A 17,496-nucleotide genomic window follows, 5' to 3' on the forward strand; every position below is an offset into this window, starting at 1 on the left:
AAAAATCTTGCTTTTCGAAGCTTGGCTGTACGGGTAGCTTCGCGCCCTGATTGTGCGGGGTCGGTTTGCACGGCTTTTGCCCCTGACACTGGCGCCGCTGGGGCTGAGCCGGCGCGGGGCGAGCCTCACCGCCAGTCTTGGCGAAGGTCTGCGGCGAGCTTGGCTGCAAGCCAGCGCGCCAAGTTTGGAATTTGAGTGGGGCGTGGAGCCTCCATAGTCGGAGGGGCACATGCCTAGCGTTATTCTCACCAGCAACCGCACCGTGGCCCAGGGCGAGACGCTCGCCATGACCGCGCCCAGCGGCGGCGTGCAAATCAACGGCAATTTCGAGTTGGTCAACGCCGGCTTGATCACGCTGACCTGGAACGGCGGCGGACAGGCCGAAGCCGTGCGGTTGGGCTACGGGGTCGCCGGGAGCTTCGTGAACCAGGCCTCCGGCGTCTTGCGGGTGACGACATCCACGAGCGCGTGGAGCGCCACCGGCTTCTACGGAGCGATGGGGCAGGCGCAGGTCGCCAACGCCGGGCGCTGGGAAGTGACCTCCGGGGTGAGCGCCAACGGCGCGATCGGCTCGACGCTCGCCTTCACCAACTCCGGCGTCCTGCAGGTGACCGCGGAGGCTGAATCAGGCTCCGCCTTCGGCGTCAGGGCCAGCGACGGCGCGTTCAGCAACAGCGGAACCGTACGGATCAAGGCGGCCGCTGCGAACGCGACGGCCGGCGGCGTCGAGTACTATACCGGCGATTTCACCAACACCGGGACCTTCGAAGTGACCGCCGTCGGGGACGCGCTGGGCGTGAGACTCAACGGCGCGTTCAGCAACAACGGCTTGATCGACGTATCTGGAGGAAGCGGCTCGATCGGCGTCCAGGTCAGGGGCGGCGCCTTCGAGAACCTCGCGGGCGGCACGATCCGCGTGACTGACCAGACGGTGGCCGTGGACAGCGCTGCCGTGTCCGTCCAGGCGGCCGGCGTGTTGACGAACCATGGCGTGATTGCGGGCGACTACGCCGTCAGGGTCGAGGACCTCGGCGGTTACGCCACCAGCCAGACCCTGATCAACACCGGCGAGATCCACGGCGCCGTCGCGCTGGGCCTGGGCGACGACGTGGTCACCACCTCCGGCCTGATCGACGGCATGGTCGACCTGGGCGGGGGGAACGACGTCTTCAACGGGGTGAGCGGGGTCCAGACCGGGCCGGTCCTCGGCGGGCTGGGCGACGACCAGCTCACCGGCGGGCTCGGCGCCGACCGTCTGTTCGGTGAGATGGGCGCGGACCTCATCGACGGCGGCGAGGGCGACGACGTGATCGACGGCGGTCGCGGCGACGACACGCTGGATGGCGGCGACGGGTTCGACACCCTCAGCTTCGCGACCTCGACCCTGGGGGTCGAGGTCGACCTGGCGACGGGTACGGCCGTGTCGGTCGGGGTGGATTCCGTCGCCGGCTTCGAACGGGTGGCGGGCAGCGCTTTCGCGGATCACATGATCGGCGCGGCCGGCGACGACGTGCTCGAGGGACGTGGCGGCGATGACCTGCTGGTCGGCGGCGGCGGCGACGACACGTTGAGCGGCGGCGCGGGCGAGGACACGCTCCAGGGCGGCGCCGGCGACGACCGCTTCGTGTTCGCCAGCGGGGGCGGCCATGACGTCGTGCTCGACTTCGCGGCGGGCGGGCCGGAGGACGCCCTGCAGGTCTACGGCTACGCCGCGTATCAGAGCCTTGTGCAGGAAGGCGCCGACGTTCGTGTGCTGTTCTCGGCGACCGACTCCGTCCTGCTCAAGAATGTGCAGGCCGCAGCCCTGACCGCCGCGGACTTCGTGTTCGATCCTGGCGCGCCGCCGGCGTCTGAGGCGTACCTGCCGCCGGTGCGGGAGGGCGCGCTGCGGCTCACAGAGACGCTCACCATCGTTGAGGGTGAACTCTTCCAGCTGTCGACCGCTGACAAGGCGATCCTTGTGGTCGAGGAGCGTGGCCCCGCGCCGTCGGTGTACGTGGAGGGGACGCTCGATGTGACCTCCGCGGCGTCAGGCCCCGTATACGCGTTGAGCTTCGAAAGCGGCCTCTTCGGCAACAGCGTGGTCTCGATCGCGGCTGGCGGCGTCCTGCGGCTGACGTCCACCGGGGCGGGAGCCATGGCCTACGGCCTGTATGGCGGCTGGATGCCGGGCATCCACAACGCCGGCTTGTTCGAGGTGACATCGGCCGGGAGCGCCTACGGAATTTTCAGCTCGGATCCCGACGGGGTCTTCACGAACGAAGGCACGTTGCGGGTCGAGGCTGGCGACAAGGCGTTCGGCGCCCTGCTCTACAACGGCGAGACCTTCTCCAATTCGGGGCTGATCGAGGTCTTCGGGGCCAAGGGCGCGGTGGGCCTGGAGATGGGCGGGATCCATCCGGTCTTCACCAACACCGGCACGATCACCGTGTCCGACGCGACCGCCGCGCTGGACAGCGTGGCCATGCAATTCAACAACAGTTACTACCCCACGACGCTCACGAACCAGGGCCTGCTTGAAGGCGACTACGCCTTCCGTTCCACCGTGGGCAGCCAGGCGGTGACGCTGAACAACCTCGGCACGCTGAAGGGCGTGGTCGAGCTGGGCGTCTCCGCCGACCGGCTGAACAACTCCGGCGGGATCACGGGGGCCGTCTACCTCGGCGGCGGTGACGACGTGTTCGACGGCGCCGGCGGGATCCAGAGCGCCGTATATGGCGGCCAGGGCGCTGACACCATCACCGGCGGCGCCGGCGACGAGCGGCTGTTCGGCGACCAGGGCGCCGACCGGCTGAACGGCGGCGCCGGCGCGGACCGCCTGGACGGCGGCGACGACGCGGACGTCCTGTCGGGCGGGGCCGGAAACGACCGGCTGATCGGCGGCAAGGGCGACGACATTCTGACCGGCGGCGCGGGCGCGGACGCGTTCGTCGCCGGAACGGCCGGCGGCCACGACACGATTGAAGACTTCACCGTCGGGGTCGACCGCATCGATCTGTGGGCCTTCGGCGCATACCAGAGCGTCGTGCAGCAGGGCGCGGACACCCTGGTGGCCTTCCGCGACGGGACGACGCTGCTGCTGAAGAACGTCGACGCCGGTTCCCTGACCGCGGAAAGCTTCACCGGCTTCGTCGGTTCCGCGGCTCCGGAGCCGTACAACGTGATCGTCGGGGGCGCTGACGGCGAGTACCTCCAGGGCACGGGCGCCGACGACCGGATCGAGGGGCTGGACGGCGACGACATTCTCTGGGACGGCGAGGGCAACGACGTGGTGCTGGGCGGCGCCGGCGACGACATCCTGTACGCCAGCTCGGGCAACGACGACCTGGTCGGCGGCGCCGGCTTCGACCGGGCGAGTTTCGCCGGCCGCAGCGTCGCGGTCACGGTCGATCTCGCGAACCAAGGCTGGCAGGACTCGGGCGCAGGTTTCGTTCGCCTGAACGGCGTCGAAGCGGTCGAGGGCGCCTGGTCCTACGCCAACACGCTGTACGGCGACGCCGGCGCAAACGCGCTGACGGGCGGTTCGGCCGCGGATCATCTCTATGGGCGGGCCGGCGACGACACCCTCATTGGCGGCTACGGCGACGACGTGCTCGACGGCGGCGACGGAAACGACGTCCTGGACGATGGGGACGGGACCAACCAGCTCAGCGGCGGCGCCGGCGACGACACGATCAGGGTCGGAACCTCGAGCGGGGCGGTCGACGGCGGCGCCGGCGACGATCTGTTGCAGATCACCGCGCACTGGTCGGCAGGCGCCATGTTGTTCTCCGCCGGCCAAGTCACGCAGGGCGCCTCACGCACGCTGACGTTCACCGGGGTCGAGCGGTTCGACGTGTTCGGCTCGACTCTCAACGACGTGCTCGCCGGGGGCGCCGGCGCCGACAAGCTCCGGGGACAGAATGGCGACGACGCCATCTCCGGCGGCGGCGGCGACGACTGGCTGGACGGCGGCTTCGGCAACGACGTGCTCGACGGCGGCGACGGGGTGGACACCGCCTCGTACGGGGACGTGTGGTCGGGCGGCGTGACGGTGAACCTGAGCGTCGAGGGCGCGCAGAACACCGGGGCCGGCGGCGTCGATGTCCTGATCTCGATCGAGAACCTGAGCGGCAGCTACGACGCGGACACCCTGACCGGCGACGCGGGCGCCAACCGTCTCCAGGGCCTGGGCGGCGCCGACGTGCTCGTCGGGGGCGGCGGCGACGACCTGCTCGAGGGCGGGAGCGGCGACGACCGGCTCGACGGCGGCGCCGGCTCGGACACTGCGTCCTACGTCGAGGCGGAGTCCGGCGTCGTCGTCGACCTGCGCACTACGCGCGCCCAGAACACCGGCGGCGCCGGGATCGACACCCTGGCGTCGATCGAGAACCTGATCGGCTCGGCCTACGCCGACCGGCTGCAGGGGACCGGCGCAGCCAACATCCTGGCGGGCGGCGACGGCGACGACGTGCTGCTGGGCGCCAGCGGCGCCGACATCCTGATCGGCGGGGCCGGCGACGACGACCTGCAGGGCGGCGTCAACGTCGACACCGCGTCCTACGCCGACGCCGCTGCGGGCGTGACCGTGAACCTGAACGCCATGGGCCAGGTGCAGGACACCGGCGGCGCGGGCCGCGACACCCTGTCTTCGATCGAGAACCTCGTCGGCTCGGCCTTCAGCGACAGCCTGCGCGGCAACGCTGGGAGCAACTTGATCGAGGGCGGCGACGGCGACGACGTGATCGAGGGCGGCGGCGGCCACGACAAGCTCTACGGCGGCGCGGGCGTCGACACTGCGTCCTACGCCAACTCCACCGCGGCGGTCACCGTGCGGCTGGCCAAGACTGACGCCCAGGTCACCGGCGGGGCCGGGTCGGACACCCTGAACGGCTTCGAGAACGTCGCCGGCTCGCGCTACGGCGACCGGCTCAGCGGCGACGACGGAAACAACGTGCTCACCGGCCTGGGCGGCGACGACCTGCTGGACGGCGGGGCCGGGAACGACGTGCTGGACGGCGGGCTGAACTTCGACACGGCGACTTATGCGGGCGCGAGCGCCGGGGTGACGGTCAACCTGACCGTCTCAGGCGCGCAGAACACGGGTGGGGCCGGGATCGACACCCTGATCTCGATCGAGAACGTCACCGGCTCGGCCTTCAACGACCACCTGCGCGGCAACACCGGGGCCAACACCCTGATCGGCGGCGCCGGCGACGACGTGCTGGAGGGCGGCGGCGGCGAGGACCGGCTGGACGGCGGCACGGGGAACGACACCGCCTCCTACGCCAACTCGGCCGCGGCGGTGACGATCAACCTCAACGCCGGTGGGACCCAGGCCACGGGCGGGGCGGGCACCGACACCCTGATCTCGATCGAGAACGTCACCGGCTCGCGCTTCGCCGACACCCTGCGCGGCAACGCCGTGGCCAACGTTCTGGACGGCGGGGCGGGCGCGGACGTGCTGATCGGCGGCGGCGGGAACGATATCCTGGTCGGCGGCGCCGGCAACGACGTCATGACCGGCGGGACCGGCGACGACCTGTTCGTGTTCGGCACTGGCTTCGGCCAGGACCGGATCGACGACTTCGTCGCCGGCGGGACCGAGGATCGGCTCGACTTCTCGGCCTACACCGGCACGGACGTGACCTGGACTCTGACCCAGGTGGGCGAGGACGCGGTCTTCAGCTTCTCGGACGGCTCGACCCTGACGCTGGCGCACGTGCAGGCCGCGAGCCTGTCGCAGACCGACGCGTGGGGCTGGGGGTGAGGCCGGCGGCGGGTTTGTAGCTTCAACTTAGTCAGCCGGAGGGGCGAGAGCATGGCGTCGATTGCAGGATCCCAGGGCGACGGCCCGATCAACGGTACCGACGAGCCGGATCTGATCTACGGCTCCGCCGGCGACGACGTGGTCCGGGCCGGCGGCGGCAACGACTGGATCGACGGCGGCGAGGGCGGCGACAGCGTTTACGGGGAGGCCGGGAACGACACCATCGTCGGCGGCGACGGCGCCGACCGGCTCGACGGCGGCGATGGCGACGACCTCATCCTGAACCCGACCGGCGAAGTGGACGGCGGCGCCGGCGACGATGTCGCCCAGCTCGGTAATATCGGGGCCTACAACGTCTTCTGGGAGGACAGTTTCAACGCGGTGTCCCTCACCTACACCACTGGGGGGCCGGGGCAGTTCGCCCACTTCACCGGGATCGAGACGTTCCGCGGAGCGGACGGCCACGATGAATTCTGGTTCAGCAGTCTACAGCTGAACTATTCGTTCACCGTTCACGCGGGTGGAGGCGACGATCTGATAAACGCCGACTCCAACCGCATCGTCGACGACTATTACGGCGACGACGGCGACGACATGTTCGATACGGGGGATGGCCGACGGGGAAACAACTACTACGGCGGAGCCGGGGACGATTACTTCTGGATCAACGGCCAGACCGGTGACCACATCGAAGGCGGCGACGGCTTCGACACCCTCCGTTTCAACCTGACCGGGGCGCAGTTCGAAACGCCCGGCCCGCTCGACTTCGATGCGGGCGAATTCCGCTGGCGGGCCCCCTATGACACGGCTCAGTTCCAGACGTTCAGCTTCGAGGGCATCGAGCGCTTCATCGTCATCGACTACAGCGGGGCCGTTTACGGCACGCGCGGCGACGACGTCCTCATCCGCAACGGCGTCCAGGACATGTTCGGCGGGGATGGCGACGACGTCCTGGTCGGGCTCGAGACCGCCCTCTTCGGAGAGACCCCCAACAGCTTCTTCGGGGGCGACGGCGACGACGTGCTGGACGGCGGGCAGGGCGGCGACCGACTACACGGGGGCTCGGGCGACGATCTGCTGATCGGCGGCGCGGGCATGGACACGCTGGACGGCGGAGATGGGGTGGACACCGCAAGTTACGCGGACGCCGCTTCGTTCGTCATCGTGAGCCTGCAGGACGGAACCAGCCTCGACGGCGACCGGCTGAGCGGCGTGGAGAACCTGATCGGATCCCGCTTCAACGACGAACTGACGGGGGACGCCGGGGCGAACGTCCTGGCCGGCGGACTCGGGAACGACAGGTTGGACGGGGGCGCAGGCGTCGACACGGCCGACTACAGTTCGGCCGACGCCGGCGTGACGGTGAACTTGTTCTATCAGACCGAGCAGGACACCGGCGGGGCCGGTCGCGACATCCTCATCAACATCGAGAACCTGGTCGGATCGCGCTTCGCCGACGTGCTCAGCGCCGGGCCCCGGGGCGGCGTGATTCTCGGCGGCGAAGGCGCCGATCGCGTCAACGGCTGGGAAGGCGACGACGTGCTCGACGGCGGCGCCGGCGCAGATGTGATCGAAGGCGCTTCTGGCGCCGATCGGGCGTGGGGCGGGGAGGGCGACGATCGGATCTCCGGCGGGCCGGGCGACGATCTGCTGGACGGCGGCGCCGGTGAAGACACGCTCGCCTACGACGGGGTGTTCTCCGGCGTGTCCGTCGACCTCCGGGTCCAGACCGCCCAGGACACGGGGGGCGGCGGGATCGACACCCTGACCGGCTTCGAAAACCTGATCGGATCGGTCTACAACGACACGCTCACCGGGGACGCCGGCGACAACGAGCTCGAAGGACGCGAAGGCAACGACGTCCTCGACGGCGGAGCGGGCCTCGACGTCGCCTCCTATGCGTCTGCGTCGACAGGCGTCACGGTCGACCTCGGCGCCGGCGCGACTCAGGCGCATGGGGGCACGATCGGAACCGACGTCCTCGTTTCGATCGAGGGCGTCCGCGGTTCGGCCTATGCGGACCGGCTGACCGGCGACGCCGGCGACAACCTGCTGGAGGGCGGCGCCGGCGACGATACGCTGAACGGCGCCGCCGGCGCCGACACCGCCTCCTACCGCCATGCCACGCGCGGGGTGAAGGTGGACCTGTCGCTCTCCGGCGCCCAGGACACGGTCGGGGCCGGCGTGGACACGCTGCAGAACATCGAGAACCTGATCGGATCAGGCTACGTCGACGTTCTCCGGGGCGACGCGGGCGCCAACCACATCATCGGCGGCGGTGCGGACGCCGGCGGCCTCAGCAACGGCGACGAGATTTACGGCGGGGGCGGAGACGACGTCATCGAAGGCGGCTCCATGGGGGGCTACCTCGACGGTGGCGACGGCGACGACCTGATCTTCGGTGGCGCGGACGCGGACAACATCCGGGGCGGCGCGGGCGCCGACGTCATGATCGGCGGCGCCGACAGCGACATCTACTGGGTGGACGACGCCGACGACGTGGTGATCGAGACGGCAGGGTCGGGGCGCCCCGGAAGCGACGTCGACTGGGTGCACACGACGGTCGACTACACCCTATCCGCCTGGGTCGAGAATCTCGTGCTCGACAACAGCGTGGTCCATGGGACCGGCAACGCCGGGGCCAACGAGCTTCACGGCAACGAAAGCGACAACGTTCTTTCCGGCCTGGGCGGCGCGGACCGGCTCGAGGGGTTCGGCGGCGAAGACGCCCTCGACGGCGGCGAGGGGGACGATTGGCTGAGAGGATGGGACGGCGACGACGTCCTTGAAGGCGGCGCGGGGGACGACCTCCTGGACGGCTATCTCGGGCTGGACACGGCGTCGTACGCCGGAGCCGCCGCGGGAGTCATGGTCGACCTGAGCCTGACCCGGGCGCAGAACACGATCGGTGCGGGGAAGGACACCCTTGCGGACGTCGAAAATCTGACGGGTTCGGCGTACGCGGACCGGTTGTCCGGAGACGGCGGCGACAACGTGCTGTCCGGGGGGGGCGGCGACGACACCCTCGAGGGGCGTGGCGGCGACGACCGGCTCGACGGCGGTGTCGGCGCCGACACCGCCTCGTACGCGTCCGCGGCGGCCGCGGTGCGGGTCGATCTGGGGATCTTGTTCGCGCAGGACACGCTCGGAGCTGGGATCGACGTGCTCGTGGGCGTCGAAAACCTGACCGGGACCGCCTTTGCAGACGTCCTGACGGGGGAAGGCGGCGCCAACGTCCTGGCGGGCGGCGGGGGGAACGACGTCCTGACCGGCCTGGCCGGCGACGACGTACTCGAGGGCGGGGCGGGCGACGACCGGCTGGACGGCGGGGCCGGCCGGGACACGGCCTCCTACGCCGGGGCCGCAGCCGGGGTGGTCGTGGATCTCGGCGGGCCGGGAGCCCACGCGGTCGCCGGGCTCGGAACCGACACCTTCGACTCGATCGAGGACCTGACCGGTTCGGCCTTCAACGACGTCCTGACGGGAGATGCCGGCGCCAACGCGCTCTCGGGCGGTGCGGGCGACGATGAACTGGAAGGGGGCGCGGGCGACGACCGTCTGGACGGCGGAGCTGGAATTGACACCGCCTCATACGCCCGGGCCACGAGCGGCGTCACGGTCGACCTCGCCCTGGGCCAGGGCTCGGGCGCGGCCGGAGCGGACCTCCTGACCAGCGTCGAAAACGTTCGCGGATCCGCCTTCGCCGACCTGCTGAAGGGCGACGCGGGCGCCAACGTGCTGACGGGCGCCGATGGGGATGACCGCCTGGAGGGCGGCGGTGGCGACGACACCCTGTCGGGTGGCGCGGGTACCAATGTTCTCGACGGAGGCGCAGGCTTCGACTGGGCCGACTATTCGCAGGCGGCCTCGGGCGTGACCGTGAGTCTCGTGTCCGGCGCGCAGATGATCGACGGTTACGGAACCGACACCCTGGTGAGCGTCGAGGGCCTCCGGGGCGGCGCGCACCAGGATCAGCTGACAGGAGACGCCGGCGGCAACGCGCTGGCGGGCGGGGGCGGCGACGACCGTCTCGCCGGTCGGGGCGGCGACGATCGGCTCGACGGCGGGACCGGAAACGACTCGATCGACGGCGGCGACGGTCTCGATCGGCTGTTTGGTGGCGACGGGAACGACACGGCCGACGGCGGAGTGGGAGACGACGTGCTGTCGGGAGAGGCCGGCGACGACCGCTTGGCTGGCGGCGAGGGCCTGGACACCGTCATCGGCGGCCTGGGCGACGACGTTCTGACAGGCGGTGCAGGAGAAGACGTGTTCGTGTTCGAACGCGGCGCCGGCCATGACACGATCACCGACTTCACGGTCGGGGTGGATCGCATCTCGCTCGCCGGAGAACGCGGCTACGCGGGCTATCAGGAGCTCCGCCAGGTCGGTTACGACACGCTGGTCGTGTTCGCCGATGGAAGTACGATTCTGATCAAGGACGTGCGGCCCGAGGCGCTCACTGGGGCGGACTTCGTTTTCCAGCCTACCGACCCGGACCAGACGCTCGAAGGCACACGAGACGCCGATGTCGTGACCGGTGGGGCCGGCGACGACGTCGTGTTCGGACTGGCGGGCGACGACGAACTGAACGGCGGGGCCGGTGACGACCTCCTGATCGGCGGCCAGGGCAACGACCTTCTGGACGGCGGCGACGGCGACGACACTGTGAGCGCCGCGCACCTCGATCGCTTCGTGGTGATCGCCCTGCGGGAGGTCGGCGGCACGTTCCAGTCCGGCGACACCTATGAGGGCGCCGACACGCTGACCTCGATTGAAAACGCGATCGGCACGGCCTTCAACGACACCCTGGTGGGCGGCGACAAGGCGAACCGCATCTTCGGCGGCGCGGGCCAGGATACGATCTACGGCTACGGCGGCGACGACCGACTGTCGGGCGGCTTGGGGAACGACAGGCTCGACGGCGGCCTCGGTGTCGACACGGCCGACTATTCGGACGCGTCCGCCGGGGTGACCGCGAACCTCGGGACCGGGCAGGCCACCGGCGGGGCCGGGACCGACACCCTGACCGCGATCGAGAACCTGATCGGCTCGGCCTACGCAGACACCCTCACCGGTACGGACGGCGTCAACGTCCTGAGCGGCGGGGGCGGAAACGACGTGCTGACCGCGGTCGGCGGCGACGACGTGCTGAACGGCGGGGCCGGGGCGGACGTGCTGGACGGCGGCGCCGGGATCGACACCGCCAGCTACGTCGACGCGACCGCCGGCGTGACCGTGAGCCTGACCAAGACCGGGGCCCAGGTCACCGTCGGGGCCGGCTCCGACACCCTGGTGTCGATCGAGAACCTGACCGGCTCGACCTTCGGCGACAGCCTGCGCGGCAATTCGGGCGCGAACGTACTGGTCGGGGGCGCCGGAGATGACGTGATCGAGGGCGGCGGCGGCGCCGACCGGCTGGAGGGCGGCGACGGGATCGACACCGCCACCTACATCAACACCGCCGGCGGCGTCGGCGTTAGCGTGGACCTGCGGCTCACCGGCCAGCAGAACACCGTCGGGGCCGGGCTGGACGTGCTGATCGGGTTCGAGAACCTGACGGGCTCGCGCTACGACGACCGGCTGACCGGCGACGGCGGCCACAACGCGCTGGAAGGCCGCGGTGGCGCCGACGTGCTGTGGGGCGGGGCCGGAAACGACGTGCTCGACGGCGGCACGGGGACGGACACGGCGGTCTATACGGACGCGACGTCCGGCGTCACGATCAACCTCAACGCCCTCGGCGCGGCCCAGAATACTGGCGGGGCCGGCGTCGACACCCTGGCGTCGATCGAGAACCTGGTCGGCTCGGCCTACGCCGACAACCTGCGCGGCAACGCCGCCAGCAATGTGCTGGAGGGCGGGGCCGGCGACGACGTCATCGAGGGCGGCGGCGGCCACGACAAGATTTACGGCGGCGACGGCGTGGACACCGCGTCCTACGCCAACTCGGCCGCGGCGGTGACGGTGCGGCTGACCACGACGGTGGCCCAGGTCACCGGCGGCGCGGGGTCGGACACCCTGGTCGGGATCGAGAACCTGACCGGCTCGCGCTACGACGACCGCCTGACCGGCGACGCGGGCGCCAACGTGCTCTCGGGCCTCGGCGGCGACGACCTGCTGGAGGGCGGGGCCGGAAACGACGTGCTGGACGGCGGCCTGAACGTCGACACCGCCACCTACGCCGGCGCGAGCGCCGGGGTGACGGTCAACCTGACCGTCTCGGGCGCGCAGAACACGGGCGGGGCGGGGATCGACACCCTGATCTCGATCGAGAACGTCACCGGCTCGGCCTTCGATGATTCCCTGCGCGGCAACACCGGGGCCAACACCCTGATCGGCGGCGGCGGCGACGATATCCTCGAGGGCGGCGGCGGCGAGGATCGGCTGGACGGCGGCACGGGCGTCGACACCGCCTCCTACGCCAATTCGGGCGCGGCGGTGAGCATCAACCTGAACGCCGGCGGCACCCAGGCCACGGGCGGGGCCGGCACCGACACCCTGGTGTCGATCGAGAACGTCACCGGCTCGCGCTTCGCGGACAGTCTGCGCGGCAACGCGGTGGCCAACGTGCTCGACGGCGGGGCTGGAAACGACGTCCTGGTCGGCGGCGGAGGGAACGACACCCTCGTCGGCGGCGCCGGGAACGACGCAATGACGGGCGGGACCGGCGACGACCGGTTCGTGTTCGGGCCGGGCTTCGGCCAGGACCGGATCGACGACTTCGTCGCCGGCGGGATCGAGGATCGGCTCGACTTCTCGGCCTACACCGGCACGGGCGTGACCTGGACTCTGACCCAGGTGGGCGAGGACGCGGTCTTCAGCTTCTCGGACGGCTCGACCCTGACGCTGGCGCACGTGCAGGCCGCGAACCTGTCGCAGACCGACGCGTGGGGCTGGGGGTGACGCTTAACGCCGGCCGCCGTGGAATCCGGCGCCGGCGAAACTTCACGACGTGACGAAATTCAAGGACCGGTCGCGGCTGCGGCCCGGGCCCGGGTGAAACGGGAGTATGGATATGGCTGACATCACCGGCACGCCGAACGGCGAGACGCTTGACGGCACGAACGGCGCGGACCTGATCGTCGGCGGGGGCGGAAACGACGTCCTCAACGGCCTGGGCGGCGACGACCGGCTGGAGGGCGCAAGCGGGTCCGACACCCTGGACGGCGGCGACGGCGACGACGTGATCCTGCCCGGAAGCGCGGGCGACGACGTCGTCCACGGGGGCGCCGGGAATGACCTGATCAGCGACTATGGAACCCCGGAGCCCGGGCCGGAACGCTCGGTCCAGTGGTTTGGCGACGACGGCGACGACCGCATCCTGCTGAACGACAGCCACGGCGGCGTGTTCACGCTCGACGGCGGGGCCGGAAACGACCGCATTTCCGGGCCCAGCTCGGGGAGCGTGACGATCGACGCCGGGGCAGGCGACGACGTCGTGAGCGGCAATACCGGAACCGCGTCCTATTCGGTGACGCTCGGCGACGGTCACGACGTCCTGACCCTCGGCAGCGGCTTCATGGTGGTCGAGGACTTCAGCACCAGCGGAGCGTCAGCGGATCGCCTGGAGCTCAGCAACACGTTCTTCTTCAACTACGCCCACCACTGGGACGGCCGCACCAACCTGTTCGACGCCGGCTATCTGCGCCTGGTTCAACTCGGCGCCGACGTGGTCCTGCAGGTCGACTACGACGGCGGCGGCGACGGCTTCACCTCGCTCGTCCAGTTCATCGGCGTCTCGGTCGCGGATTTCGACGCCCATGCGCTCGGCGGCTTCGCGCCCGGCGGCGTGAGCGAGGGTCTGACCTGGACCGGCACGGCGGCGGCTGACCAGGTATTCGGTTCGGCCAGCGACGACGTGCTCCAAGGCGGCGACGGCGACGATTACCTGAACGGCCAGTACGGCGACGACAAGCTGTACGGGGACGGCGGGAACGACGGCCTGTACGACATCATGGGCGGGAACGACCAGCTGTTCGGCGGGGCCGGGGACGACATGCTGCGCGTCGACCGCTCAAGCGGCGCCGCGATCGGCGACGTGCTGCTCGACGGCGGCGACGGTTCGGATCAGCTGCAGTTCGTGAACCTCACGACCGAGGCGACCGAGGGCAGCGTGGTCTTGAGGGGCGGCGCCGGCCAGGACACGCTTTACGTCAACGCCCCGATCGGCGTGACGCTTGAGGGCGGCGACGGCGGCGACACGCTCTACGGCGGCTCGGGTGGCGACATACTCGACGGCGGCGCCGGCGCCGACACCATGTCCGGCGGGGCGGGGGACGACACCTACTATGTCGACAGCCTCCTCGACGTGATCATCGAGGCGCCCGGCGAGGGCGCCGACGCTGTCGTCGCCAGCCTGTCCTGGATCCTCAACGAGAACGTCGAGGTCCTCCAACTGACCGGAACCGGCGCGCTCAGCGGCGTCGGCAACGCCCTGAACAACCAGCTGCTGGGCAACAGCGGGAACAACACCCTCGACGGCGGCGCAGGCGACGACCTGCTGATGGGCGACGCGGGCGACGACCTGCTGATCGGCGGTCCCGGCAACGACTTTATCCACGGCGGCGCGGGGACGGACACGGTCAGCTACGCGGCCGAGAGTTCCTTCATCGTGGTCACCCTCGACGGCGGCTCTGGCTCCGGCTGGACCCAGTGGGACACGCTGGTGTCGGTCGAGAACGTGGTGGGCACGGCGTTCGACGACACACTCGTCGGCTCGACCGTGGGCAACGTGATCGAGGGCGGGGCCGGCAAGGACGCCCTTTACGGCCGCGCCGGCGACGACAGCCTGTCCGGCGGCGCGGGTGACGACGTCATGGACGGCGGCGAGGGCGACGACCTACTGTCGGGCGGGCTCGGGATCGACACCGCGAACTACGCCTCGGCGACCGCGGGCGTAAGCGTGAACCTGTCCGTGACGGGGGCGCAGAACACTGGCGGCGCCGGTGTCGACACCCTGACGGGCGTGGAGAACCTGACCGGTTCGAGCTTCGACGACGTCCTGACCGGCGACGCCGGGGCCAACGTCATCTCCGGCGGCGGCGGGACCGACACCCTGGACGGCGGCGACGGGAATGACGTCATCACCGGCCGCGGCCTGATTTCCGGCGGGGCCGGCGCCGACACCATCAGCTCCACCGGGGGCACGATCGACGCCGGGGCGGGCGACGACCTGATCAAGTTCCTGGGCCTGACCATCGGCGATACGACCGAGCCGCGGACCGGCTCGCTGGACGGCGGGGCCGGGGTCGACACCCTGCTGGCCGACCGGGTGGACCTGAGCGGCATGAGCATCACCGGCGTGGAGGTGCTGTCGGCCCGGATGGTCACCGCCACGGCTGCGCAGTTCGCCGGCTTCAGCCAGATCACCGCGGCCCAGTTCCCGGGCCAGCCGCTGATTCCGGTCCTCACCCTGGCGAGCGCCGGGATCGTCGACTTCTCGCGCAACGTGGTCGGGCCGGTCGAAGCCAAGGGCTCGAGCGGCGACGACGTGATCACCGGCACCAACAGCAACGACGTCCTGCGGTCGAGCGCCGGCCGGGATGTGCTGAACGGCGCGGGCGGCGACGACATCTTCCAGGTCGACGGCGTCCTGACCGGCGAAATGAACGGCGGCGACGGGGTCGACACGATCCGCACCTTCGACCGGGCGGACATCAGCGGCGTGACCCTGACCGGGATCGAGCAACTGTTCGGCGAATTCACCGCCACCGCGGCGCAGTTCAACGCAGTCACGCGCGTGGCCAGCCTGTGGGGTGACGACCGTCCGGTGACCGGCCTGGTGCTGGCTAGCGCCGGCACGGTGGACTTCTCGACCAAGGTCGCGGCCGGCGCTTCGGTATCGGTCACCGGTTCGGCCGGAGCGGATATGCTCACCGGAACCGGAAACAACGACAGCTTCTTCGGCGGCGGCGGGGACGACACGCTGAGGGGCGGCGACGGCGACGACCTGCTGGAGGGCGGCGCCGGAACCGATCGCCTGGAGGGCGGCGCCGGGCTGGACACGGCCTTCTACGGAAACGCCGCGTCGGGCGTCCGCGTCAACCTGGTCGCCACCGGGGCCCAGGCCACCGGCGGGGCCGGCTCCGACACCCTGATCGGCATCGAGAACGTGACCGGCTCGGCTTTCGCCGACAACCTGCGCGGCAATTCGAGCGCGAACGTCCTGCTCGGCGGCGCTGGTGACGACGTGATCGAGGGCGGCGGCGGCGCCGACCGGCTGGAGGGCGGCGACGGGATCGACACCGCCACCTACATCAACACCGCCGGCGGCGTCGGCGTGACGGTGGACCTGCGGCTCACCGGCCAGCAGAACACCGTCGGGGCCGGGCTGGACGTGCTGATCGGATTCGAGAACCTGACCGGTTCCCGTTACGACGACCGGCTGATCGGGGACGACGCGGCCAACGTCCTGGAAGGCGGCGGCGGCGCGGACGTGCTGGAAGGCGGGGCTGGGAACGATCGGCTGGACGGCGGCACCGGCGCGGACACCGCCGACTACGCCGCGGCCGTGGTGGGGGTCGTCGTCAATCTCAACGATCTCGGCCTGGCCCAGAACACTGGCGGCGCCGGCGTCGACACCCTGCTGTCGATCGAGAACGTGATCGGCTCGGCCTTCAACGACAACCTGCGCGGCAACGCCGCCAGCAACGTGCTGGAAGGCGGGGCGGGCAACGACGTGCTGGACGGCGGCGGCGGCCACGACAAGCTCTACGGCGGGACAGGGACCGATACGGCCTCCTACGCCAATTCAGCGGCGGCGGTGACGGTGAGGCTGACCACGACGTCGGCCCAGGTCACCGGCGGAGCGGGGTCGGACACCCTTGTCGGGATCGAGAACCTGACCGGCTCGCGCTACGCCGACCGGCTGACCGGCGACGGCGGGAACAACGTGCTGAGCGGCGGTTCCGGCGACGACCTGCTGGACGGCGGGGCCGGCAACGACACCCTGGACGGCGGGCTGAACGTCGACACGGTGACCTACGCCGGTGCGACCGCCGGCGTGACGGTGAACCTCACCCTGTCCGGCGCGCAGAACACCGGCGGCGCGGGGACCGACACCCTGGTCTCGATCGAGAACCTCACCGGCTCGGCCTTCAACGACAGCCTGCGCGGCAACACCGGGGCCAACACCCTGATCGGCGGCGCCGGCGACGACGTGCTGGAGGGCGGCGGCGGCGAGGATCGGCTCGACGGGGGGACCGGGATCGACACCGCCTCCTACGCGCACTCGGCCGCTGCGGTGACCATCAACCTGAACGCCGGCGGCACCCAGGCCACCGGCGGCGCGGGGACCGACACCCTGATCTCGATCGAGAACGTCACCGGCTCGGCCTTCGCCGACACGATCCGCGGCAACGCGGTGGCCAACGTGCTGGACGGCGGCGCGGGCGCCGACGTGCTGCTCGGCGGTGGCGGAAACGACGTGCTGATCGGCGGGGCCGGCGACGACGTGACGAGCGGCGGGACCGGCGACGACCTGTTCGTGTTCGGGCCGGGCTTCGGCCAGGACCGCATCGACGACTTCGTCGCCGGCGGCGTGGAGGACCGGCTGGACTTCTCCGCCTACACCGGCACGGGCGTGACCTGGACCCTGACGCAGGTGGGCGAGGACGCGGTGTTCAGCTTCTCGGACGGCTCCACCCTGACCCTGGCGCACGTGCAGGCCGCGAGCCTGACGTCGACGGGCGAGTGGGGTTGGGGCTGAGGCGGAGCGCCGGTCCGGGGCGGGACGGGACGGGGCA

At 70.8% G+C, this 17,496-nt stretch carries 3 protein-coding genes; all 3 read left to right on the plus strand.

Annotated elements, in window-relative coordinates; genetic code table 11:
• The first annotated feature begins 229 nt into the window (after positions 1-229).
• Entirely contained in the window at positions 230-5,749 is a 5,520-nt protein-coding gene (locus tag H8B08_RS19455) for a hypothetical protein (RefSeq protein WP_187449702.1), read from the plus strand.
• Between the two features lie 51 nt (positions 5,750-5,800).
• Positions 5,801-12,655, plus strand: a complete 6,855-nt coding sequence (locus tag H8B08_RS08060) for a calcium-binding protein (protein WP_187449703.1) — start codon at positions 5,801-5,803, stop codon at positions 12,653-12,655.
• A gap of 112 nt (positions 12,656-12,767) precedes the next feature.
• Positions 12,768-17,459: a calcium-binding protein gene (locus H8B08_RS08065; RefSeq protein ID WP_187449704.1), complete on the plus strand. Its 4,692-nt coding sequence runs from the start codon at positions 12,768-12,770 to the stop codon at positions 17,457-17,459.
• The last annotated feature ends 37 nt before the right edge of the window (positions 17,460-17,496 follow it).

The sequence above is a fragment of the Caulobacter sp. 17J80-11 genome (genome assembly GCF_014349105.1).
Classification (GTDB): Bacteria; Pseudomonadota; Alphaproteobacteria; order Caulobacterales; family Caulobacteraceae; genus 17J80-11.

Coding starts and splice junctions, on each gene's coding strand:
- H8B08_RS19455 (WP_187449702.1), top strand. CDS start 230: ATGCCTAGCGTTATTCTCACCAGCAACCGCACCGTGGCCCAGGGCGAG.
- H8B08_RS08060 (WP_187449703.1), top strand. CDS start 5,801: ATGGCGTCGATTGCAGGATCCCAGGGCGACGGCCCGATCAACGGTACC.
- H8B08_RS08065 (WP_187449704.1), top strand. CDS start 12,768: ATGGCTGACATCACCGGCACGCCGAACGGCGAGACGCTTGACGGCACG.